The organism is uncultured Hymenobacter sp., assembly GCF_964242765.1.
Taxonomy (GTDB): domain Bacteria; phylum Bacteroidota; class Bacteroidia; order Cytophagales; family Hymenobacteraceae; genus Hymenobacter.
The window spans coordinates 1-21,058 of sequence record NZ_CAXTBM010000068.1; the positions used below are offsets into that span (position 1 = coordinate 1).

Sequence of the window (21,058 nt, forward strand, 5' to 3'; positions counted from 1 at the left end):
ACTTTGCCCTAAGCATAAATCACTAAACTAGCCGATGCTGTTGATCATTACTTTGGTGAACTGCTGACGGTGACCGTTCAGCTTTTTGTAGCCCTTACGGCGCTTCTTCTTGAATACAAGAACTTTGTCGCCTTTTACGTGAGCCAAGATGGTACCCATTACGGCTACGTCTAGCAGAGGCGAACCAACGTTCAGGGTTCCGTTGTCGTCGGTGAGCAGGGCTTTGCCCAATTCCACCGTATCGCCGACGTTGCCAGCCAAGCGGTGGGCGTATACAAATTTATTGGCTTCGACCTTGGTCTGCTTCCCGGCTATATTGACAATTGCGTACATCGGCGTCTTCGCGGTTTCTGAAAAATGGAAGGCAAAAGTAGAAGTATCATTTTACAAATCCAAACTCTAACTCATTAAACCTCATTGCTCTCAACTTTTTGCAGCCCCGAAATGTGGACAAGAGGCCCTAGTGATAGACGCGCGCATACACATTTTGTGGACAACTGCAATTATCCACAAACAAAATGTGGATAACATCAACGAAAACTAGCTTTTTCAATGTTTTAAGAGCTATTTTCCATGACCTGCCCTTGCCCGCCCTTGTCAGTACATGCAGAAAAATTAACAGAGAAAAAATGGTTTCGAGGGGGTAACCTTCCCACAAGTCGGGTTTATATTTGGTGCATCAACCTTTCAGCTGCAAGGCGAAACAGGCCTGAACAATCTGGTTTGTTGTCGGGTTTGCAGAGAGCTTGTTTACCCAGCAACCTGCCTTTTTACAGAAGTCCAACTCATCCTTTTGCCTTCCCCTATGGAACCTCTGCTCATTGAGAATCCCAACCGCTTCGTCCTTTTTCCTATTCAGAACAACGACGTGTGGCAGATGTACAAGAAAGCCGAAGCCTCGTTCTGGACGGCCGAGGAAATTGATTTAAGCCAGGACCAGAAAGACTGGGACAACCTCAACGACAACGAGCGCCACTTCATCAGCCACGTGCTGGCCTTTTTCGCGGCCTCCGACGGCATCGTGAACGAGAACCTGGCCGTCAACTTCATGCAGGAAGTGCAGATGCCCGAGGCGCGCTGCTTCTACGGCTTCCAGATTATGATGGAAAACATTCACAGCGAGACGTATTCGCTCTTGATTGACACCTACATCAAAGACCCCAAGGAGAAAGACTACCTTTTCAACGCCCTAGAAACCGTGCCGGCGGTGCAGAAAAAAGGTGAGTGGGCCCTGAAGTGGATTAACTCCGAGAATTTCGCCGAGCGCCTGATTGCCTTCGCCGCCGTCGAGGGCATCTTCTTCTCCGGCTCGTTCTGCTCCATTTTCTGGCTTAAGAAGCGCGGCCTGATGCCGGGCCTGACCTTCTCCAACGAGCTGATTTCCCGAGACGAGGGCCTGCACTGCGACTTCGCCTGCCTGCTCTACGGCTACCTGCAAAACAAGCTGCCTGAAGCCCGCGTGCAGGCCATCATCGCCGACGCCGTGCGCATCGAGCAGGAGTTCGTGACCGACGCGCTGCCCGTGAGCCTGATTGGCATGAACGCCAAGGCCATGTCGGAGTACATCGAGTTCGTCGCCGACCGCCTCCTGGTGTCGCTGGGCTGCGCCAAAATCTTCAACACCAGCAACCCCTTCGACTTCATGGAGATGATTTCGCTGCAAGGCAAAACCAACTTCTTCGAGAAGCGCGTGGCCGAATACCAGAAGGCCGGCGTGATGAGCGAACGGACCGAAAACGCCTTCTCGCTGGACGAAGATTTTTGAGTAAGCCACAAATCTGGTCAACAAAAGAGCCCGCAGCAACTGCTACGGGCTCTTTTGTTGACCAAGTCTCTAGCGCGTAATCACTTTATAGGTAAGGTCGGCAGCCAGCTACTAAGGCGTATAAATCGTTGTAGCTTACTTCGTTAAATTTGAGTTTACACTTAAAATCTTAGTGCTCCGCAAACCTGCAAACAGCCATTCGCTGCTTGAATCTGCGTATCTGCAAGCTCAACCCTCTGCTATGAATCCCGCAGTCTCGCTCGCTTGCGTCATCATCGACGACAACGAAATCAACCGCTTCACGCTGGAACGCGCCGTGCAGCGCCACGCCCAGCTTACGCTCGCGGCCTCGTTTCCCGATGCGGTGGAGGCGCTGTCCTACCTCCACGGCGGCGGCCAAGTTGATTTGCTGCTGCTTGATATTGAAATGCCACATATTACCGGGCTGGAGCTAGTGAAATTGCTGCCCACTCCCAAACCTGCCGTAATCCTGGTAACGACGCACGCCAGTTTTGCCGTGGATGCCTTCGAGTTGCGCGTGGTCGATTACTTGGTAAAGCCAGTAAGCTATGCGCGGTTTTGTCAGGCCATTGCGTGTGTCACGGAGCAATACCAACCCACGCTCCCGCCGCCACCATTGCCCGCGCCCCCGGCAGTGTCGCTTGGTGTTGCCGCACCAAATGATGTTTCGGCTAGTGGCACGGACTTGTTTGTGAAAATCAACGGCAAGCTGCAACGCATCAATTTCGAAGCGGTGCTTTTTATCGAGGCCTTATCAACCTACGTCGTACTGGTTACTGACAAGCAAAAGCACATAGTGAGCGGAACACTTAAAAGCATTGAGGACCGGCTGCCCTTCCGTCATTTCGTGCGCGTACATCGTTCCTACATTGTGAATCTGCACCGTGTGGAGTCCATGGAAGACAACCTGCTGAAGCTTGGCCAGCACGAAGTACCCGTGAGCCGGCCCTACCAGGACGCGCTTGCGCTGCGCCTGCGGGCGCTATAAGTTGGCACTACGAAACTGCCGGAAACTCCTCGGACAGCCTGTTTAGCACGCACTCTACCTGCCGCACCAACTGCTGCACGGCCGCGGCCCGAACCTTGCCGGCCTTAGCACCCGCCCGAGGCTGATCCATCAGCAGTTGCAAGGGCTGCGCTACTCCGGCTACACCAAACTGTATGAGGTTGGGCTTGATGTGGTGCACCAGCTTAGCTACTTGCGCCCACTGCCTGGCGGCGGCGGCCACTTCAATCTGCTGTATGCTGGGCGGTATGTGCAGCAAAAACGAACGTACTAAGCGCTCCACAAAGGGGATTTCGCCGTCCGCCAACTCGTACACCTGTTCTAAGTTGTAGGGAGGCACTTCTAAAGCTTGTAACAGCGCCACGAGCTTGCTACAGAACTCTTCTTCTTTAAAAGGCTTGGTCAGGCAGTCGTTGATGCCGGCTTGCAGGTAGCGGTCTAGGTCAGCGCGGAAGGCATTGGCCGTGAGAGCCAGCACGGGCACCTGTGCCCGCTCCCAGTCGGGGTGCAGACGCATTTGCGTGGTGACCTCCACGCCACTCATGCCCGGCATCTGAATATCCATGAGCACGGCGTCGTAGCGACGCTCGGCATGTAGGGCCAACGCGGTTGGGCCGTTCTCGGCTTCGTCTACCAGCACGCCCCAGTTTTGCAGCAGCAGGCGCACCACTTCGCGGTTGATGCCGTTGTCCTCAACAACAAGCACCCGGCGGTTGCGTAGCGCGCTGGTATCCAGAAGCACTGGGCGGGGCGCCGCGTCCACTCCCTCGGCCCGGGGCAGCGTAACGGTGAACTGAAAGGTACTCCCGCTACTAAGCTGACTCTCAACCACGATAGTGCCGCTCATCTGCTCGACCAGGGCGCGGGCAATGCCCAGCCCCAAGCCGGTGCCGCCGAAGCGGCGTGCCGTGTCGGGGCTGGCTTGCACGAAGTCCTCGAAGATATGATCGAGCTTATCGGCCGGAATGCCAATCCCGGTATCTGTGATGCGGAACCCAGCCGTGAGGTGCGTTTCGGTTTCGCTTATTAAATAGCCACCTATCGAAATGCTGCCATCGGGTGCGGTGAACTTAATGGAATTGGATACCAGGTTGATTAACACCTGATTGAGGCGGTACGCGTCGCCCATAACCCGCGGCAGCGGCTCGGCTTGCAAAAACAAGGCTACATGAAAAGCAACCCCTTTCTCGGTGGCCTGCACGGCTAAAGGTTGCAGGGCCACTTCCATCGACTCCTGCAAATCAAAGGATAGGTGCTCTAGTTCGAGCCGGGTGGAACTGATTCTGGTCATGTCCAATACTTCATTGAGTACGGACAGCAAATGCTCACCCGAGGTCTGGATAATACGCAGCAGTTCCCGCTGGCCTTGGTCGAGCTGGGTTCTGGTAAGTTGGCGGGCCATGCCCAACACCCCGTTCATGGGCGTCCGGATTTCGTGGCTGAGGTTGGCTAAGAATCCTTCTTTGGCTAGCGCCGAGGCTTCGGCTCTTTCTTTGCTTTGCTTGAGCTCCGCTTCCGCCTGCACGCGCTCCGTAATATCGAGGGCGCAGAATAGCACGTAAGGCGCCGACCCGGCCTGGTTGATGCAGCGGGCATGGTAAAGCAGTTGCCGGGGCTCCGCGTTGCGAGGTGATAGCACCGGTAACTGCCCCACCATAATTTGGTCAGTCGAGTTGACTTGGGTTAGATACGTAGACCAAGTTTGGGCATGGCTGGTACTGGGCAGTAGTGCGCTTAATTGGGTGCCTACTAGTTGCGCAATCGGCAGTTGCAGCAGCAGCGCAAAGGCTTGGTTGCAGGCCAGCAATGTGCCTTGCAAATCGTGCATGGCTACGGCCACCGGCAAGTGGCAAAGCAGTTGAGGTAACTGAAATTCGTCGGCCACATCGGGAAGGGCGGCTCCCGGTGCAAGGCGGTAGCTGAACAGCTCGGAGCGGGGTGCTCCACCAGACGCGGACAGCAGCATGTAGTCCTGCGTCAAGACTCGGCCATCGCGCAAAGCTACTTTTTCACTTGTCGCGGGCTGCTGGGCGGCGCGTAGCTCGATGAGACGCACCGCGTGCTGAGCGGGCTGCACGGCAAGGCTCTGCATGCGGGCGAACAAGACGTCGGCGGGTTGGCCAATCCAGTAGGCTGGTGCCTCGGCGCCACCTAGTAGCTGGCACAGTACCTCATTGATCCGCTCGATAGTTCCCTCCGGGCTGACTACTAGCAATCCGGGCCCGGATTGTTCCAGCATCCCAGCCAGCCGGCGCTCGGCGGTAGTAGCACGCTCGTTGGCTTCGTGGAGGGCCCGTTCCAGCTCGGCAATGCGCGTATCGGCGTTGAAGGAACTAAGGGCGCGAGCAGAATCGGAGGGCATGCAAAAAATAGTAATCGTTCCTTAACTACTCAGTGCGAACTTCCACTTAAACACTGCTAACAAAACAGCTAGGCGAGCTGCTTTCAATTCAGAGTTCCATCACTCGCTGTAAAAATAGGACGGGTTACATCAAAAATGGGGCAAACCAGCAAAAATCCCCTGACTCTCCTCCCTCCGATACTAACATTGTAATGTCATCGGGGAAGCAAGACAGACTTGGTAGAGCAAATTATCTTCTCGTGCTCTTACTTGGTTGCCACTATCAACTCTATATTTTATTCTTCGACTTGGTTATCTCTTTTATTTATAATGGCTTACTCTCTTAATTCCACTGCCGGCCAAACTGTTCAAGACATCATCAACTTGCTGCCAAGCCTCGTAGCTGTGGCCATCGTAGACATACAATCGGGCATGGCTCTGGCTTCACACTCCAACAGCCCGAACCTAAACCCGGAAACGGCAGCGGCTTACAACACCGAAATAGTAAAGCAGAAGCAAAAGGCCATGGCGGCCCTTAAGCTGACCGGCGAGGCAATCGACGATATCCTGATTACACTCACCAACCAGCTACACCTCATCAACCTGACGCCCGACGGCAAGAAGTTCATATACCTAGTAGTAAACTCCCGCGACACTAATCTAGCTATTGCCCGCGACGTGCTCCGTCAGAGTTCTGAGTTGCTGAAATAATCTTTTTTATCTTAGACTATCCTATTATCTGACTTATTCATGTGATAAAAAAGCCACTCCGCATTGGGGTGGCTTTTTCGTGCTTACTGCTGGCAAGAAAGCGGGGGCGCGAAGCCCCAACGGATGAGATTAACGCGCCGCATTACTGGCCCCTTCAGTTTCTGGTTATTGGATGGGCTGCTGTACACACTACCTCATTGCGTAAACCAGCCAAGTAAGGTTTGCCCAATGTTCCGAGGCTTGACCACTGAACTTACGGCAATATCCGGGCAACCTCCACGGTTACCATCAGGTGATTTAGGGCATAAAGCTTCTACTTCCCTTGTTTATTCTCTGCCTTATGGAGCCTTCTTTCGTGTCGCCTTGCTTTGCCTGCCGCCGTCGTTTCCGGTGGAACGGTCAACTACTATTTACTGATTGCTCATGCGTTAACTACGGCCGCGGCACAACGGCTGTGGCGCTAGTGGCGGGCGCGACGTTGTTGGTTGGCGGGTTGTGGTGGTACTTGGAGAGGAAATAAGGCAGCGGAAGATGTGCGTATTACTACTAGGAGATACATAATACGTTTCAGAGCACTTAACACCTTTATGGTGTTCATCACAGAAATTACTACCTACCCAACCGTTGAGTGCTCCTGAGTGGGGCGAAGGATCTGATGCCTGTAGAACGAGTCGTTGTTATGACCATCGTTCAGGCACTAGGTCCTTCGCTCCACTTAGGAGCACCGACGGTTGGGTGGTGCGTTTTGTCTTTTGCTCTACTACTATGCTACGCGCTACCAACAACACGACTCGCTTACCGTTCAGCTCTACCGCCTACAAGCAATACACTTTCCGCCTGAATTTGCCAACCTAAAATTCGGGTAGTTTACTAATTTATATAGCATTGCTTACATTTAGAAAACCCGCTGAACTGCACCGTTTTGTGGCTATGTGGAAAACTTCTAAACTTTAGGTTTGTCCTACCCACTGGAAGGGGATATCTTCCACTACTCAACGGACGCATGCGGGCAGCGTGCTGGCGTCCAGAATCTCTTCTTGAATCTTCTGCTGGCTTCTCTTTGGGGTGGGCAGTTCCATACTTCAACCACATCAACCTGCTACGTCTATGCTGGTACTAAAACGCGACGGCCGCCGCGAATCCGTGAAATTCGATAAAGTCACGGCGCGCATTGAAAAGCTCTGCTACGGGCTCAACATGATGTATGTCTCCCCGATTGAGGTGGCCAAAAAGGTCATCGATGGGATTTACGACGGCGTCACAACCGTGGAGCTTGACAACTTGGCGGCCGAAACCGCCGCTTCCCTCACCACCAAGCACCCCGACTACGCCATTCTGGCGGCCCGGATTGCGGTGAGCAACCTGCACAAGGTGACGGCGAAGTCGTTTAGCAGCACCATGAAGCGGCTCTACACCTACCAGGACCCCAAGACCGGCGAAAACGCCTCCTTGCTGGCGAGAGACGTGTGGGAAACCATTCATAAGCACGCCGCTACCCTGGACTCGGCCATCATCTACGACCGGGACTACAACTACGATTATTTCGGCTTCAAGACGCTGGAGCGCAGCTACTTGCTTCGCCTCGACGGCAAGGTAGTGGAGCGCCCACAACACATGATTATGCGCGTGGCCATCGGCATCCATAAAGAGGATATCGATGCGGCTATTGCTACGTATGAGCTGATGAGCGAGCGGTGGTTTACGCACGCCACGCCTACGCTCTTCAACGCGGGCACTCCGAAGCCGCAGCTCAGCTCGTGCTTCCTGCTCACGATGAAGGACGACTCCATCGAGGGCATTTACGACACGCTGAAGAATTGCGCCCTGATTTCGCAGTCGGCGGGTGGTATCGGTTTGGCCGTGCACAACGTGCGGGCCACGGGCTCTTACATCAAGGGCACCAATGGCACTTCCAACGGCCTGGTGCCGATGCTGAAGGTGTTCAACGACACGGCCCGCTACGTGGACCAGGGCGGCGGCAAGCGCAAGGGCGCCTTCGCGGTGTACCTGGAGCCCTGGCACGCCGACATCTTTGAGTTCCTGGACTTGAAGAAAAATCACGGCAAGGAGGAGATGCGCGCCCGCGACCTGTTCTACGCCATGTGGACCCCGGATTTGTTCATGAAGCGCGTGGAGGCCAACGCCGACTGGACCCTGATGTGCCCCCACGAGTGCCCCGGCCTCGACACGACCTGGGGCCCGGAGTTCGAGAAGCTCTACCACAAATACGAGCGGGAAGGCCGCGGCCGCAAGACCATCAAGGCGCAGGAGCTGTGGTTTGCGATTCTGGAAAGCCAGACTGAAACCGGCACGCCCTACATGCTCTTTAAGGACCACGCCAACAGCAAATCGAACCAGCAGAACCTGGGCACGATCAAGTCGAGCAACCTGTGCTGCGAGATTCTGGAGTACACCGACAAGGACGAAATCGCGGTCTGCAACCTGGCCTCGCTGGCCCTGCCGCGCTACGTGCGCGAGATGAACGGGCACCTGGCTTTCGACCATCAGAAGCTCTACGAGGTGACCTACCACGCCACGCTCAACCTCAACAAGGTGATTGACGTGAATTACTACCCCGTGCCCGAAGCCGAGCGCAGCAACCTGCGGCACCGGCCCATCGGGCTGGGCGTGCAGGGGCTGGCCGACACGTTCATTGCCCTGCGGATGCCCTTCGAGAGCGACGAGGCCAGCGGGCTGAACAAGGACATCTTCGAGACCATCTACTTCGCCGCCATGACGGCCTCGAAGGACCTGGCCAAGAAGAACGGCGCCTACGAGAGCTTCCCCGGCTCGCCGATGAGCAAAGGCACGTTTCAGTTTGATATGTGGGGCGTGACGCCCGACTCGGGCCGCTGGGACTGGGCCGCGCTGCGCGAAGAGGTGATGACCCACGGCGTGCGCAACTCGCTGCTCGTGGCGCCGATGCCCACGGCCAGCACCGCCCAGATTCTGGGCAACAACGAGTCGTTTGAGCCCTACACGAGCAACATCTACGTGCGCCGGGTGCTGAGCGGCGAGTTTATGGTCGTGAACAAGCACCTGCTCAAGGACCTGGTGAAGCTGGGCCTGTGGAACGAGCAGATGAAGAACGACATCATCGCCGCCAACGGCTCGGTGCAGGGCATCCCGACCATTCCGCAGTCCATCAAGGACCTGTATAAGACGGTGTGGGAAATCTCGCAGCGCCGCATCATCGACATGGCCGCCGACCGCGGCGCCTACATCTGCCAGAGCCAGAGCCTGAACCTGCACGTGCTGAACGTGAACTTCGGCAAGCTCACCAGTATGCACTTCCACTCCTGGAAGCGCGGCCTGAAAACCGGCATGTACTACCTGCGCACCAAAGCCGCCGCCGACGCCATCAAGTTCACGGTGCAGAAGCAAGCCGCCGAGACCCTGGAGCCCCTGAACGTATCAGCCCAAAACGCCTCCGATATGGCCTGCTCCCTGGATAACCCCGACGCCTGCGAGGCCTGCGGTTCTTGAGGTGATTAGTTGTATATAGTTTATTCAGGAGAGAGGAATAGTATTTCTCTCTCCTTTTTTTGTGATGTATGAAGTCGGAAACTCCTGAGAAATCAGTCATCGAAATTGATTCACCCCAAAAGGCATTCGAACAACATCTGAATAAAAACGAAAGGATAATAATATCAGGTCCTTTCGGCATAGGCAAAACCTATTTTTTAAAAGAGTTTTTCAAGGCAAGGACAGATGATTATATCACAATAACCTTGAGACCAATAAATTACTCCATTTCAAGTAATGACGACATCATCCAGTTAATAAAATATGATATAATATATGAATTACTATTGCACAATGATAAATACGAATTATTTAACACTAACGCAATTCCTGATAATGTCACTCGAGATTATTTTATATCCATCAATTTTGGAGATGTTTTGGATAAATTTGTTACATCTATAAATAAAATAGACAAATCCACATTAGATTTAGCCAAACACATACATGGCTTGTACAATGAATATGAATCATTCAAGAAGAGACATAGTGATGCTTTGAATGATTTTAAGATATTAGAACAATTTAATTTTTATTTTACGAATAAAATAGGCTCATTGTATGAAAATGATTTTATTAGTGAATTAATAAATAATTCAATACAGAAATTAAAGCAGCACAATAAAAAAATAGTTCTAATTATTGATGATGTAGACAGGGTTGATCCAGAGCATATATTCAGGTTAATAAACGTACTTGGCGCACACTTAGATGTAAGAGAAAACGAGAACAAATTTTTATTCAACAAAACCATTCCAATATGTGATATAAAAAACATCAAAGGTATTTTCAGGCATAAGTACGGGCCTAAAGTTGACTTTGACGGGTATATTGACAAGTTTTACTCCGATGATATTTTTTATTATAGCAATCTTGAAGCAACAATAAGCTGGTTAGAATATAGTGACAGAATAAAATCTTTTCATAACAGAGAGAAAGCAAATACTTACTCTTTTCTCTTTGCCATTCTATCTATATTATCTAAAAACAATATTCTCAATTTAAGATCATTAATGAAAATCAATTTAGAAACCAGCGATGTAGGTAAATCTTTAGCAAACAGCAACAAAGATCATAACTTAGATGGACTACTATTTTTGGAAATATTTTTTATTTTAAAGAATATTTTTCAAGATACGAATTCTTTAATTGAAAGGCTTAAGACCATAGCAGATAATGACGAAATGGAGTATAATAATTTAAATAAATTATCTAAAGCCTTTTCAAATTTTGGCACCGATAATAGAAGCAAAATAATATTAATTGAAAGATTTCTTTTACCAGTATTCGCTAAAAGTCAAGCTTATAAAAGATTCGAAGAACTAAACACCATCGAATTTGCAGGAATGAAGATAGAATATCTAGTGCAGGATTATAATGCTTTCTTAACAGATATTAAAACAATAAATGGCCAAACTCCTCAAGCTTTTACAAGCAGAATTCCATTGTGGTCATTTACGGCCGAAGCCACTTCTAGATTAGCAGTACTTGTTGGTTTAGAGCACTCATAACTTTATCGATAGACAAATGAAGTAAACACCTTAAAACGCGTCCGTGCCCCGAGGAACTCCCGGAGCCCGGACGCAGTGGTTTCGGGGCGCACCGCGTGTTCGGGTGGCGGTGGGGTCAGGAGTAACGAATAGCAGGAGTTACTTCCCGTTTTTCTCTCTCAGGTCTTTTTGCTGAGAGACTTTGCCGTAGATGAAGACCGAAACCAATCCTATTACTGTAGTGCCGCCGATAACGCCGGCTACGGCGTCGTGGCCTTCATAGGCCAGCCAGGAAGAAGCGCCGATACAACCAATGGACACCAAAAACGCGAGTACCTGACCAACGCCGCTTTGAATGAGTTGGCGGCGAATGGTAGACTTTTCCAGCTCCATACGGTGGTCAGACTGCTTTTCGGCCATGCGCAGAATTCGGTCAGGAGCACTTTCGAGTACCGAGCCATATTGCGCCAGCGCATCGGCTGAGGGAATCGGGCCAGAGTGGGTGCGTGTCACCTGAATAAGTACCCGTGTGGCTTGTTGCCGCTTGTCGGGTGGCAGCGACAAAACAAAATCCCGCACCTCGGGCGGTAGGGCATCTACCGGAGGAACGGGAGTAATAGGAGACGTATTGTTGGTGGGCTGAACCGTGCTGGTTGGCTTGTTCTTTTTATCTGGTCTATCGGCCATCGAAATTGAAAGAGAGCTGCTTGGACTGAGCGGCCTGCAATTCAGCTTCGTAGGCGGTCAACGACTTCTCCAGATCCAACCCCACCATGTTCCAGTCGGCTTCCAAAGCTTTGCGGTCAGCTTCCGCTCCCGAAAGGGAAGAGTTGAAAGAATAGTAATTACCAGCCAAGTTAAAAACAGAGCCTGCCCCAATCAGCCAGCCGGCTTTGCTGAACAGAAAATCCGTTCGGAGCATACGCTTAAACATGAGATGCTAGTTTTTAGTGAAACTTTACTACTAACGCCGAAGGTAATTATTTGGTTTGAATTAACCGCCGACCATATTGTTGTTGAAGACGTAAACCTGCCTGCTACCTATGAAACCATCGAACAAGCCATCTTCGACGGGCTCGGCCGCCAACCCAACTGACTTCTCCATGACAGGCAAGCCGGTGGAAGAAATAGCCAAGAGCCGCATCAGCAAATGGATGACGGAACAGGAGTTTTTCGCCCATCTGAGAACAACAGGAAAGCTCCCACTTGCTGCTTCCTAAGCGGCTGTTTTGTAACAGCCGATAGAGTAGTTTATACAACCGCGGTGCCCCGAGGAACTCCCGGAGCACGGACGCAATGGTTTCGCGGCGCACCGCACGTTTGGGTGGCACCAGGGCAATAGCTCACCTCTACCAGCAGAGAAATTCCGTACTTTGGTGTATGGCTGATTTACTCTCCCGCATTACCGTTAACCCGACTATCTGCCACGGCCAGCCCACGGTACGCGGGTTGCGCTATCCGGTGCAAAACGTACTGGAACTGCTGGCTTCGGGCATGACCGACGCCGAAATCCTGGCTGACTATGAGGACTTGGAAGCGGAGGACTTGCGCGCCTGCCAAGCCTACGCTGCGGAATTACTCAAAACTAAGACTTTCTACCGCTTAGCTTCCTAATGGCGGCACCGTTGGTCAAGGTTCTGGTAGATGCGCAACTACCGAAACACTTGGCTCGTTGGCTGGCCCACGAAGCAGGATATGACGCGCTACACACGCTCGATTTACCGGAAGCCAACCACACACCTGATGGAAATATCAATGAGCTATCGGTACGCGAGAGCCGGGTGGTAATTACCAAGGACGCCGACTTCGTGAACACCTTCATCTTGCACGGTCGCCCCTACAAGTTGCGGCTGGTTTCCACCGGAAATATCACTACCACCGAGCTTGTGGCGCTATTCCGCCAGCATCTACCGGAACTAACCAAGGCGCTGCAATGGCATAGCTACTTGGAGTTGTCACGCGAACAACTGGTAATTCATCGGTAGTAACCTGATTGGTTTCTTGGTTCTTATATCCGTACTCCGAGGAACTCTCGGAGCACGGACGCATTGGTTTCGGGGCACACCGCACGTTCGGGTGGCGCTGAACCAATTAGTTGGCGCTATGGGGTTCAGCTGATTCGGGTCATGGAGGAGGCGTAACCGCCGCCGGGGTAGGTCCAAGCGCCGGTGTTGGTGTTGCCGTCGGGGCTAAAGGTACCGCGGTAATAGGCGGGTGAGTTTTTGGCGCCGCCCCAAATTGTGAGCGTGTCGCCTTCCAGCTCGTACACGTAGTCGAAGGTGCTGCCGAGGTTGTCATAGTAGCGGGACTTGATGTCGGGGCTGGGCTCGGCGCCGAAGGGTTGTTCGTGCCCGATGATTTCCAGGCCCTTTATCTGCCGCTCGCCATGGCTGAGGCTTACTTGCTGCATGAGGAAGAAACGGCCTTCCATCCAGTGGTAGGTGACGGTGCCGCTGATGGCGTTGTGCCCACTAGGGTCGGATACCGCCCAGGTGCCCACTAGTCGGTCGAGGCTGGCAAGGTCGGGGTTGGGCTGAGGCTGAAGGGTGGTGTCAGACATGGCAGGAGTTGTTTAAATGACACTCGGAAGTTAGTTATAGCCTACTGAAGATGCCGGGGGCAACTGCGACCATCTAAGGGGGCAATTGCGGCCCTAAGGGACGGAATAAGGTGATGACGTTTGCTGTCTGGGTTTGACATCGTGTGGCGTGAGCGGTGCACGAGGTAGAACGTGAATTCAGTAAAGGCTCTTGATAGACTCGCTTAGTGGCAGCCTAGCGGGGAAACACATAAAAAAGGGCTTCCACTGCGTGTGGAAGCCCTTTTAGTATACGACTGTCGCTGATTTAGCTAGTGCTTGCCTTTACCGTGGCCGTGTCCATGCCCGTGGCCATGGCCTCTGCGAACAACATAAACCGGCTGAGCGGGCACAAGCAGGACGGTGGCTTTTTTCTGTTTAGGAGCCTTCCATTTCTTCTCGGAGTGCACTTCATGCACTACCACGTATTGAGGAGCTGGCCGGTTGATGTTGATATTGATCTGCGCTTGGGCTGGGGTGCCATCTAATGCCAGAGCGGCTACCAGTACGAACAGGGCGGTAAAGGATTTAATCATACGAAGGAAAAATGAAAATATAAAGCAAGAAGCAAACGAGTGAATTTCAGGAGAAAAATACAAAACTTATTTTATCCCACAGCCTATTACCCAGCTAGAATCTCGGAAAACGAAACTAAACATGATACAAGCCCGAGAGTGAAACAATAATCATTTACTCGGCATTTTCCGGCAGTTCAAAGATTAAGCCAATTTAGGCACTGATCTTACCCGGTTAATCAAGTGTTTTTCTGCTGGACCAGCACCTTCAACCAGTCCGCCCGTATAGGAGCTACTTTAATGCCTTTACGGCACTTTCTCCTTTACCAAGCTCCCATTTATAGCTATGAAACCTCGGGTGATTTGCCACATGATGACTTCCCTGGACGGGCGCATCATTCTTAGCCGCTGGGGCGCGAAGCCTAATACCAAAGAGTACGAAACCACCGCCGCTACCTTTGCCGCTCAAGCCTGGCTGTGCGGGCGCGTGACGATGGAAAAGGACTTCACCGACGGCCTAGCCCCCGACCTGCAACCCGTTGCGGAGTCCCTGCCCCGCACCGATTTCGTGGCCGAGCACGAAGCAGAGTCGTTTGCGGTGGCGGTGGATGCGCACGGTAAGCTCGGCTGGGAATCGGCCTACATCGACGAGGACCACGTGGTGGCCGTCCTCACCGAGCAAGTCAGCGACGAGTACCTGGCGTATCTGCGGCGGCAGGGCGTCTCGTATGTGTTCGGCGGCGCGCAGGAACTGGATTTCGCGCTGGTGCTTGATAAATTGGGCGAGTTGTTTCTCATCCAGACCATCTTGCTGGAAGGCGGCGGGCACCTAAACGGCTCCTTGCTCAAGGCTGGGCTGGTAGACGAGCTAAGTTTGCTGCATTACCCCGTGGTAGATGGCGCGGCCACCTCTCCCACTCTCTTCGAGCAGGGCGAGGAACCAGGGCCGCCGGTGCAGTTCAAGCTGCAAAGCGTAGAGCAGCGCCCGGATGGTATTCTGTGGCTGCGGTATCAGGTTGAGGCCGCGTAGAACTTGCACCTCGGCTAGCATAAAGTCTTCGCTACTACACTCCTACCTTGTTGTCCTAAGCACATTATCGCGCGTGAGAAGTTCTGCGCAAGCTCAGGGCAACAGTATATTCATACTATGGAAGGGGGCTGCGGTGTGGTTCGGGCAGACGGTGTATGACCGAGAAACAAAGGCGTGTTCGTTGTGTTTGGGCAAGAGGGCGCCTGCTGCAACCGAGTGGCTTTAACTGAACAGTTACTTTTGGCAGCAGTTGGCGCGCCAAGCAATAGATAGTGGGTCAGAGGCAATTTGATGGGAGGCGGTTGGAGACAAAACCAAACTCCTATATTCGCCGCCGACACACCTCCTCCCGCATGCGCCAACTACTATTCCCCTGTTTTGTTTCCCTGACTGGCCTGTTTGGCTGCACCACCACCAAAAACCAACCCACATCCGGCCCGGCCTCTAACCCAGCACCTATTGCTGTTATGATGGTAGGCGGCCCGCACCTGGCCCAAGTCTATAAGCCCAACAACCCCAACACCGATGTGCTAACCACGAAGCGCCAAGCTGAGTTAAGTGCCGTCTGCGACCAGATGCAACGGTTCCAGCCCGATGCCATCATGGTGGAAGAATTGCCCGAGCGGCAGGTTCGTATGGATAGTTTGTACACCCTCTATCGGCAAGGCAAGCTCGACTTGAACACGATGCCCAACGGGCGCTCCGAAACCTACCAGCTGGGTTTTGTACTGGGTAAGCGCTTAGGGTTGGAGCGCATCTACTGCGTAAATGCACCAGGTGGCACTTCCCAAAGTATTCTGCACCAAGGCACCAACATCAAGCTTTACGAGGATGCCACGGCCGAGCATCGGGCCTACGGGGCGCCCATGCTTCAGAAGTGGGAAAGTGGCAACCTAACTATGGCCAACCTGCTGAGCTTCGTCAATAGCCCGGCACTTCTTCAACAACTGCATACCCTCGTGTACCGCACCCCCGCCCGGGTAACGGATGGTACTCTGAAGCCCGACCCGATGGTAGATGCCGCCTTCATTAGCCCGCATTACGTGGGCGCCGAGTTCATTTCGGTTATCTACAACCGCGACTTGAAGATTTACTCCAACATAGTCACGACGCAGATGGCTAGCCGCAGCGCGCGTATTCTTACTATTATCGGGGCCCGCCACATAGGTTCGCTGCAAGGTATTTTCCGCACCGACCCGGCCTACCAGGTAGTGGAAGCCTCCACGTATCTGAAGCAATAAGCCCGCTGTGTTATGGCGAGGTAGACAAGGTATTTTCCCTTATTCCTACTTCTGCGGCCACCACGGTATAGGATCTAAATCCAACTATGTTGGCACGCGAAATACCTCATCTGCGCTTAGAAGCTGTTTGAGGTAGCAGCGAAGCTATCCTTACGGAGTAGAGACGCCTACTTGCGTCTTGTCGTTGGACCACAATTACCTGAATGGCGCAGCCGACGAGACGCAAGTAGGCGTTTCTACCCGTGACGACAGACAGTAACTTAAACAGCTTCTTAGAGGAGCTATCCGTTCAGTAACGAAACGACGTGGGCCAGCGCTTAAGCAAATTCAAATACCCAATTTCGAGTTAAAATTGCTCGAAGCAAGGATAGCGCCGCTGCCGGTAAATCTTGCCGTCTTTGAATTCAAAGATCAGGCAGAGGTGAGAAGCCAGACGCTGCCCCCGAGTTAGTGCCCTGACATCACTTACCGTTGTCGCCTGCCAGAGACCTTCTACCAGCACACTACCGTCGGCACCGAAATGGGTGTGGTACACTTCAAACGACGGGTCGCGCAGTAGCTCCCGGCCGATTCGTAGGTTATCGATAATGTCGTTGAAAGACCGGCGCTGAATGGTTTTGTTGAGGGAGTTGGGAAACTCGATTTGCTCTACCTCCGGATGCAACACTGCGGCGTAGGCAGCGGAGTCTACATTCAACGATTGGACAAGATCAAAGTAAGCGTTAATAACGTCAAGCGACTCGTTCATACAATTGGCAGTGAAAGCAAACAGGCTAGCAAGGTACTAGAAAGAACAAAGCCTTGCCACGTTGTGGCAGTTCGCAGTTCTGAGGTTCCAACCTATTCGCTCCAAGCGCTGTTATTGCCTGCTCCATAGGCATCTTGAGCCGGCTTTGTTGCGAGCCTTGAAAATCAAGTTACCCGTTGGCTCCTTGCGCTTGCTGCACGCCGGACTCCTGCAAAGTAGCCCGAACAACCACTTGCTACAGTATCGACCGGTGGTGGAACAGAGGCAGATTAGTACAGCCCATTAGCCGTGGTACCGTAGCGCCGAAAAGTGGGGCGCTGGTATCGGAGTTCATCAACTCTACTACCTACTTCGACAACTAGCTTCTGCTGCTACGGGCGTTTCTTTTGCGACCGGGCAGGCGTAGTGGCGCGGCGGTTGGTGGGCTGCACTTGGCCCGAATCGACGGGGCCGACTGTTACATCGCCGCGGGGAATGGCGGGCTGGGGCAGCACGCCGTTGGGGCGAATGGGGAGCGGAGGTGGCACCGGCTCGGCTTTGTCTTGGCCCACGGCAGCGGGCAGCGTAACGCCGGGTACTGGGCTTATCCGCTCACCTGTGTTGCGCTGGGTAGGCGTAACGGATGCACCACCTTGGGCTTGCGCGGAAGTTGCCGCCAAGCCAATCAGCAACAAGGAAAAGAAGGGAAGGCGATGCATAAGGCAGACAACAAAACGAGTGAGAAACGAAACAAGCACCAACTCGGTGTCGCGCGGTAGCTACCTAAGTCGGTAGAAGGAAGAAGGGCGACAACGAGTGACTATGTTAGCAGGATTACGGCTACTCTCTAGCTCAAGTTTACTTGCGGGCACAACACGGGCTAGTACTGCCGTGGAAAGTTTTTTCGCTGGTTGATGACAGGCAAGGAAGCCACCGTTTTTCGGGGTAGCCGCTCAGCCTTCAATACAACCAACTTGCTTGCATCGAGCCCAACGGCTTTTCAGTTTCTAGCTATCTTACGTGCGTGAAAACAATTGATAAAGTAGCGTGGCTGCACCTGCACGAAGGCAGGCTTTTGAGCACCCGCAGCCGCGGCAAAGACCGATACTATATTCCGGGGGGCAAGCGCGAAGCAGGTGAAACGGACGCCGAAACTTTGGTGCGCGAAATCAAAGAAGAGCTAACGGTTGACCTGGAAGTGGCGAGTCTACAGCACGTGGGCACATTCAAGGCGCAGGCTCACGGCCACCCGACGGGAGTTAACGTTGTCATGATCTGCTACAGCGGCCACTACACTGGCACCTTGCAACCGGCCGCAGAAATCGAAGAAGTGGTTTGGCTGCGCTACCAGGACCGGTCCTTGGTGTCACCCGTCGATCAAAAGATTTTTGATTGGCTGCGAGAACAACAACTCTTCGCTGAGTGAAGCGCACTAGCGGCGGCTGACGAAGGCGTAAGTGCTATTCTCCTTGGTCGCGCCGTAACTACTCCATCTTTTATTGCGTGCTACAAACCCCGCTGCTTTGCGCTACAGCACCAGCAAACCAACCGGGACGCTAGCTTTTGTATTTTAGCGAAAAGAGGGTCAGCGCTACGTCCCTCGTATCGTCTATCGTCGATGCCGCCGACCGGAAAGAAAGCTGCCGCCCCGTCTCCGGCCTTGTTGGCCTTCTACAATGCCGTACCGAATATATTTTGGTCGGTGCTGAGCTTGGGGCCCCTTTGCGTCTTTTGCTATCAGCATATGGCCCGGCCGTGGCTGTATGGGTTTTTAGCCGCTAGTTTCTTGGCCTATGTCGTCCCGATTTCGAGGTTTCGGCACTGGCAACTTAGTGGTGGGCCTGCTGCTTACCGCCAACTGGGCGTACCCCTAGTTAACCGCTTCACTCAGCACGGCGACCTTATCAACCGCCTTGTCCGGCGCCAGTACCCGGACTACCGGCACATTCGCACCCGTACCTCACTTGGGGCGCTTATCCGCACCAGCTACCACCAAGAGCGTTTCCACTTGATGCTGTTCCTGTTCTTTCTGCTGAGTGGTGTCTACGCTGCCGCTCACGGCTACTGGAAGTGGGCCTTGCTGCTTACACTTGTTAATGTGGTGTACAACCTCTACCCAATCTGGCTGCAACAATACCTGCGGGTGCGCTTAGGCCACTTATCTTACTGACTTTCAGTTAAGTACCCGACCAAGTTGTACCGCTATCCGTCCTGTTAGCTTCTTGCTTGTCTTGGTCACTGAGGGGTGTGCTCGTCGGCTTTGGAAGCAGCGGGCTAGAGGACTTTACTAAACTCGAAGTGGCAAAACCACCGCCCGAGATGCCGGTTGTGCACGTAAGCTTTTTTACCTTCATGGCTATGCAAACTTCCGACACCCACGCCCAAGTGCAGGACTACTACGGTTCGCAACTGGAAACCAACCAAGACCTACTCACCAATGCCTGCTGCACCGATGACGTTCCGCTAACTCACCGCCGCATACTCGCCCAACTGGCTCCCGAGGTGCTAAACAAGTATTACGGTTGCGGCGTGTGCGTACCCGATGCCATTGAAGGGTGCACCGTGCTGGACCTGGGCAGCGGCTCGGGCCGCGATGCGTTTCTGCTTTCCAAGCTGGTTGGGGAAACGGGCCGCGTTGTTGGCATCGACATGACCGAAGAGCAACTCGATGTGGCCCGCCGCCACGTTGAATTCCATACCGCGCAGTTTGGCTACACCCAGCCCAACGTGGAATTTCGCCACGGCTACATCGAAGACTTGCAAGCGGCCGGCCTCCCTGACAATAGCGTGGACCTGGTAGTAAGCAACTGTGTGCTCAACCTGAGCACCGACAAAGAAGCTACTTATCGTGAAATATTTCGGGTGCTAAAGCCCGGTGGCGAATTGTTTATTGCCGATGTATTTGCCGACCGCCGCGTGCCCGAAGCGTTGCGCCAAGACCCGGTTTTGTACGGCGAGTGCCTGAGCGGCGCCCTCTACACCGAGGATTTTCGGCGGCTGCTTATGCGCCTCGGCGTGTCAGATTACCGTCTCTTCGCCAGCCGCCGCCTCACCATCAACAACCCGGAAATCGAAGCCAAAGTCGGCAACATCGGGTTCTACTCGTTCACAGTGCGCGCTTTCAAGCTCGACCTAGAAGACCGTTGCGAAGACTACGGCCAAGTAGCCACCTACCTGGGCACCGTGCCCGGCCAGCCCCATCAGTTTGTGCTCGACGACCATCATACTTTCGAAACCGGTCGGCCGATGCTCGTGTGCGGCAACACGGCCGCTATGGTGAGTGCAACCCGTTATGCGCCTTACTTTCAGGTAGTAGGCAATAAAAATCGCCACTTCGGCTTGTTCGACTGCGGTCCTGTTCCCGCAACAACTTCTGCGTCGGGTGAGGCAGCGGCGGGGTGCGGTTGCTAAGTGGTTTTACGGCAGTTGAGGTGCGGTAGAGATGTCGGATTTTGCGTTTCTATTGCACTTCAATCGTTGAATTTGCTGTGTATATCAGACAGCAGCTGATACTAACAGACTACATATCTCTCACAGCATAGCTTAGGAGAGTTTGCGTTGCAACTGTGGCGAGTGGGGCTGCCGAAGCAACCATTCCAGGGCCTCGGCTTCGGTTTCAAAAGATTGATAGATCAGGGGCAAACTTTGCATATGCGTGGTGATGTAGGCGGTGGCAAGGCGTACCATCACATCGCGCGAACCCACAATTGCACCGTGGCCGTAGCCAGCCTGTACGGCCATTGGCAGCCATTCCTGCGCCACCCAGTGCTGCTCTTCCCGCGAGAAAGGCCTCATCCCCACTTGATTGATTATGATGCGGCTCCAGTTACGACGCTGCAAGGCATAAATCATGTGCGTGAATAGGGCCCGCACCTCTTCTGACTGGCGCGGACTATTGTTCCAATTAGCTCGCAAAAATCCAGCGGAGTCCTCCAACAACTGCTCAGCTGCGTTCTGAAAATATAAAGTGGACAGCAGTGTTTTCTTCATAAACCACAAAGGCAACGTGCATATATAAGCAAATTAATATTTGTTGCAGTTATTATAGTGCCACACCAGCAATTTCAACTTGATTGATGGTATTCGCATGGCTGCTAGCGCGCTAAGC

23 protein-coding genes are annotated in these 21,058 nt (G+C 53.1%); 14 read left to right on the forward strand and 9 right to left on the reverse strand.

Features of this window, described 5'->3' with window-relative positions; translation table 11 throughout:
• Nucleotides 1-27: 27 nt before the first annotated feature.
• On the reverse strand, nt 28-333 hold the full coding sequence (rplU, locus tag ACFE7X_RS21010) for a 50S ribosomal protein L21 (RefSeq protein WP_375437652.1): 306 nt from the start codon (nt 331-333) through the stop codon (nt 28-30).
• 472 nt (nt 334-805) lie between these two features.
• On the opposite strand from rplU, the gene ACFE7X_RS21015 reads away from it, so the two are divergent.
• Together ACFE7X_RS21015 and ACFE7X_RS21020 are read left to right on the forward strand one after the other, a co-directional pair.
• Nucleotides 806-1,765 carry a ribonucleoside-diphosphate reductase small subunit gene (locus ACFE7X_RS21015; RefSeq protein WP_375437653.1) on the forward strand — a complete coding sequence of 320 codons (960 nt, stop codon included), beginning with the start codon at nt 806-808 and terminating at the stop codon, nt 1,763-1,765.
• 241 nt (nt 1,766-2,006) lie between these two features.
• Nucleotides 2,007-2,774: a LytR/AlgR family response regulator transcription factor gene (locus ACFE7X_RS21020; RefSeq protein WP_375437654.1), complete on the forward strand. Its 768-nt coding sequence runs from the start codon at nt 2,007-2,009 to the stop codon at nt 2,772-2,774.
• Between the two features lie 7 nt (nt 2,775-2,781).
• On the opposite strand, the gene ACFE7X_RS21025 is transcribed toward ACFE7X_RS21020, so the two are convergent.
• On the reverse strand, nt 2,782-5,154 hold the full coding sequence (locus ACFE7X_RS21025) for a response regulator (protein ID WP_375437655.1): 2,373 nt from the start codon (nt 5,152-5,154) through the stop codon (nt 2,782-2,784).
• A gap of 309 nt (nt 5,155-5,463) precedes the next feature.
• On the opposite strand from ACFE7X_RS21025, the gene ACFE7X_RS21030 reads away from it, so the two are divergent.
• The 4 genes from ACFE7X_RS21030 to ACFE7X_RS21045 all read left to right on the forward strand — a co-directional run bounded on the left by ACFE7X_RS21030 (nt 5,464) and on the right by ACFE7X_RS21045 (nt 10,880).
• Nucleotides 5,464-5,844 (forward strand): hypothetical protein, encoded by a 381-nt coding sequence (locus tag ACFE7X_RS21030; protein ID WP_375437656.1) that lies wholly within the window; start codon nt 5,464-5,466, stop codon nt 5,842-5,844.
• A gap of 340 nt (nt 5,845-6,184) precedes the next feature.
• Complete coding sequence (locus tag ACFE7X_RS21035; protein ID WP_375437657.1) at nt 6,185-6,364, forward strand: hypothetical protein; 180 nt, start codon at nt 6,185-6,187, stop codon at nt 6,362-6,364.
• Between the two features lie 587 nt (nt 6,365-6,951).
• A complete protein-coding gene (locus tag ACFE7X_RS21040; RefSeq protein ID WP_375437658.1) occupies nt 6,952-9,330 on the forward strand; it encodes a ribonucleoside-diphosphate reductase subunit alpha in 2,379 nt (792 codons plus the stop codon).
• Nucleotides 9,331-9,398: 68 nt separating this feature from the next.
• Nucleotides 9,399-10,880, forward strand: coding sequence for a P-loop NTPase fold protein (locus ACFE7X_RS21045; protein ID WP_375437659.1), 1,482 nt, complete (start codon nt 9,399-9,401; stop codon nt 10,878-10,880).
• A 138-nt stretch (nt 10,881-11,018) separates the two neighbouring features.
• Here the strand turns inward: ACFE7X_RS21045 and ACFE7X_RS21050 are convergent, their stop codons facing one another.
• Nucleotides 11,019-11,546 (reverse strand): DUF2335 domain-containing protein, encoded by a 528-nt coding sequence (locus ACFE7X_RS21050; protein ID WP_375437660.1) that lies wholly within the window; start codon nt 11,544-11,546, stop codon nt 11,019-11,021.
• Nucleotides 11,536-11,781 carry a hypothetical protein gene (locus ACFE7X_RS21055; protein WP_375437661.1) on the reverse strand — a complete coding sequence of 82 codons (246 nt, stop codon included), beginning with the start codon at nt 11,779-11,781 and terminating at the stop codon, nt 11,536-11,538. Before ACFE7X_RS21055 ends, ACFE7X_RS21050 begins: the two co-directional genes overlap by 11 nt.
• A 121-nt stretch (nt 11,782-11,902) precedes the next feature.
• Between ACFE7X_RS21055 and ACFE7X_RS21060 the strand changes: the two genes are divergently transcribed.
• The 3 genes from ACFE7X_RS21060 (at nt 11,903) to ACFE7X_RS21070 (ending at nt 12,844) form a co-directional block, all read left to right on the forward strand.
• Nucleotides 11,903-12,079, forward strand: coding sequence for a hypothetical protein (locus tag ACFE7X_RS21060; protein WP_375437662.1), 177 nt, complete (start codon nt 11,903-11,905; stop codon nt 12,077-12,079).
• A gap of 160 nt (nt 12,080-12,239) precedes the next feature.
• Nucleotides 12,240-12,473, forward strand: a complete 234-nt coding sequence (locus ACFE7X_RS21065; protein WP_375437663.1) for a DUF433 domain-containing protein — start codon at nt 12,240-12,242, stop codon at nt 12,471-12,473.
• Nucleotides 12,473-12,844 (forward strand): DUF5615 family PIN-like protein, encoded by a 372-nt coding sequence (locus ACFE7X_RS21070; RefSeq protein ID WP_375437664.1) that lies wholly within the window; start codon nt 12,473-12,475, stop codon nt 12,842-12,844. Before ACFE7X_RS21065 ends, ACFE7X_RS21070 begins: the two co-directional genes overlap by 1 nt.
• A 125-nt stretch (nt 12,845-12,969) precedes the next feature.
• On the opposite strand, the gene ACFE7X_RS21075 is transcribed toward ACFE7X_RS21070, so the two are convergent.
• A complete protein-coding gene (locus ACFE7X_RS21075) occupies nt 12,970-13,419 on the reverse strand; it encodes a hypothetical protein (protein ID WP_375437665.1) in 450 nt (149 codons plus the stop codon).
• A gap of 290 nt (nt 13,420-13,709) precedes the next feature.
• Nucleotides 13,710-13,973 (reverse strand): hypothetical protein, encoded by a 264-nt coding sequence (locus ACFE7X_RS21080; protein ID WP_375437666.1) that lies wholly within the window; start codon nt 13,971-13,973, stop codon nt 13,710-13,712.
• Nucleotides 13,974-14,298: 325 nt separating this feature from the next.
• On the opposite strand from ACFE7X_RS21080, the gene ACFE7X_RS21085 reads away from it, so the two are divergent.
• Together ACFE7X_RS21085 and ACFE7X_RS21090 are read left to right on the forward strand one after the other, a co-directional pair.
• Nucleotides 14,299-14,982, forward strand: a complete 684-nt coding sequence (locus ACFE7X_RS21085) for a dihydrofolate reductase family protein (protein WP_375437667.1) — start codon at nt 14,299-14,301, stop codon at nt 14,980-14,982.
• A gap of 353 nt (nt 14,983-15,335) precedes the next feature.
• Entirely contained in the window at nt 15,336-16,223 is an 888-nt protein-coding gene (locus tag ACFE7X_RS21090) for a DUF5694 domain-containing protein (RefSeq protein WP_375437668.1), read from the forward strand.
• 346 nt (nt 16,224-16,569) lie between these two features.
• Here the strand turns inward: ACFE7X_RS21090 and ACFE7X_RS21095 are convergent, their stop codons facing one another.
• A complete protein-coding gene (locus ACFE7X_RS21095) occupies nt 16,570-16,971 on the reverse strand; it encodes a nuclear transport factor 2 family protein (protein ID WP_375437669.1) in 402 nt (133 codons plus the stop codon).
• A 371-nt stretch (nt 16,972-17,342) separates the two neighbouring features.
• Nucleotides 17,343-17,669, reverse strand: coding sequence for a hypothetical protein (locus ACFE7X_RS21100; RefSeq protein WP_375437670.1), 327 nt, complete (start codon nt 17,667-17,669; stop codon nt 17,343-17,345).
• 305 nt (nt 17,670-17,974) lie between these two features.
• Between ACFE7X_RS21100 and ACFE7X_RS21105 the strand changes: the two genes are divergently transcribed.
• The 3 genes from ACFE7X_RS21105 to ACFE7X_RS21115 all read left to right on the forward strand — a co-directional run bounded on the left by ACFE7X_RS21105 (nt 17,975) and on the right by ACFE7X_RS21115 (nt 20,361).
• Nucleotides 17,975-18,376: an NUDIX domain-containing protein gene (locus tag ACFE7X_RS21105; RefSeq protein ID WP_375437671.1), complete on the forward strand. Its 402-nt coding sequence runs from the start codon at nt 17,975-17,977 to the stop codon at nt 18,374-18,376.
• 192 nt (nt 18,377-18,568) lie between these two features.
• The gene (locus tag ACFE7X_RS21110; protein ID WP_375437672.1) at nt 18,569-19,120 is read left to right on the forward strand and encodes a hypothetical protein; all 552 of its coding nucleotides are present in this window, start codon (nt 18,569-18,571) and stop codon (nt 19,118-19,120) included.
• Between the two features lie 188 nt (nt 19,121-19,308).
• The gene (locus ACFE7X_RS21115; protein WP_375437673.1) at nt 19,309-20,361 is read left to right on the forward strand and encodes a methyltransferase domain-containing protein; all 1,053 of its coding nucleotides are present in this window, start codon (nt 19,309-19,311) and stop codon (nt 20,359-20,361) included.
• A gap of 132 nt (nt 20,362-20,493) precedes the next feature.
• Here the strand turns inward: ACFE7X_RS21115 and ACFE7X_RS21120 are convergent, their stop codons facing one another.
• On the reverse strand, nt 20,494-20,940 hold the full coding sequence (locus ACFE7X_RS21120; protein ID WP_375437674.1) for a hypothetical protein: 447 nt from the start codon (nt 20,938-20,940) through the stop codon (nt 20,494-20,496).
• Nucleotides 20,941-21,058 lie beyond the last annotated feature (118 nt).

Coding starts and splice junctions, on each gene's coding strand:
- rplU (WP_375437652.1), bottom strand. CDS start 333: ATGTACGCAATTGTCAATATAGCCGGGAAGCAGACCAAGGTCGAAGCC.
- ACFE7X_RS21015 (WP_375437653.1), top strand. CDS start 806: ATGGAACCTCTGCTCATTGAGAATCCCAACCGCTTCGTCCTTTTTCCT.
- ACFE7X_RS21020 (WP_375437654.1), top strand. CDS start 2,007: ATGAATCCCGCAGTCTCGCTCGCTTGCGTCATCATCGACGACAACGAA.
- ACFE7X_RS21025 (WP_375437655.1), bottom strand. CDS start 5,154: ATGCCCTCCGATTCTGCTCGCGCCCTTAGTTCCTTCAACGCCGATACG.
- ACFE7X_RS21030 (WP_375437656.1), top strand. CDS start 5,464: ATGGCTTACTCTCTTAATTCCACTGCCGGCCAAACTGTTCAAGACATC.
- ACFE7X_RS21035 (WP_375437657.1), top strand. CDS start 6,185: ATGGAGCCTTCTTTCGTGTCGCCTTGCTTTGCCTGCCGCCGTCGTTTC.
- ACFE7X_RS21040 (WP_375437658.1), top strand. CDS start 6,952: ATGCTGGTACTAAAACGCGACGGCCGCCGCGAATCCGTGAAATTCGAT.
- ACFE7X_RS21045 (WP_375437659.1), top strand. CDS start 9,399: ATGAAGTCGGAAACTCCTGAGAAATCAGTCATCGAAATTGATTCACCC.
- ACFE7X_RS21050 (WP_375437660.1), bottom strand. CDS start 11,546: ATGGCCGATAGACCAGATAAAAAGAACAAGCCAACCAGCACGGTTCAG.
- ACFE7X_RS21055 (WP_375437661.1), bottom strand. CDS start 11,781: ATGCTCCGAACGGATTTTCTGTTCAGCAAAGCCGGCTGGCTGATTGGG.
- ACFE7X_RS21060 (WP_375437662.1), top strand. CDS start 11,903: ATGAAACCATCGAACAAGCCATCTTCGACGGGCTCGGCCGCCAACCCA.
- ACFE7X_RS21065 (WP_375437663.1), top strand. CDS start 12,240: ATGGCTGATTTACTCTCCCGCATTACCGTTAACCCGACTATCTGCCAC.
- ACFE7X_RS21070 (WP_375437664.1), top strand. CDS start 12,473: ATGGCGGCACCGTTGGTCAAGGTTCTGGTAGATGCGCAACTACCGAAA.
- ACFE7X_RS21075 (WP_375437665.1), bottom strand. CDS start 13,419: ATGTCTGACACCACCCTTCAGCCTCAGCCCAACCCCGACCTTGCCAGC.
- ACFE7X_RS21080 (WP_375437666.1), bottom strand. CDS start 13,973: ATGATTAAATCCTTTACCGCCCTGTTCGTACTGGTAGCCGCTCTGGCA.
- ACFE7X_RS21085 (WP_375437667.1), top strand. CDS start 14,299: ATGAAACCTCGGGTGATTTGCCACATGATGACTTCCCTGGACGGGCGC.
- ACFE7X_RS21090 (WP_375437668.1), top strand. CDS start 15,336: ATGCGCCAACTACTATTCCCCTGTTTTGTTTCCCTGACTGGCCTGTTT.
- ACFE7X_RS21095 (WP_375437669.1), bottom strand. CDS start 16,971: ATGAACGAGTCGCTTGACGTTATTAACGCTTACTTTGATCTTGTCCAA.
- ACFE7X_RS21100 (WP_375437670.1), bottom strand. CDS start 17,669: ATGCATCGCCTTCCCTTCTTTTCCTTGTTGCTGATTGGCTTGGCGGCA.
- ACFE7X_RS21110 (WP_375437672.1), top strand. CDS start 18,569: ATGCCGCCGACCGGAAAGAAAGCTGCCGCCCCGTCTCCGGCCTTGTTG.
- ACFE7X_RS21115 (WP_375437673.1), top strand. CDS start 19,309: ATGCAAACTTCCGACACCCACGCCCAAGTGCAGGACTACTACGGTTCG.
- ACFE7X_RS21120 (WP_375437674.1), bottom strand. CDS start 20,940: ATGAAGAAAACACTGCTGTCCACTTTATATTTTCAGAACGCAGCTGAG.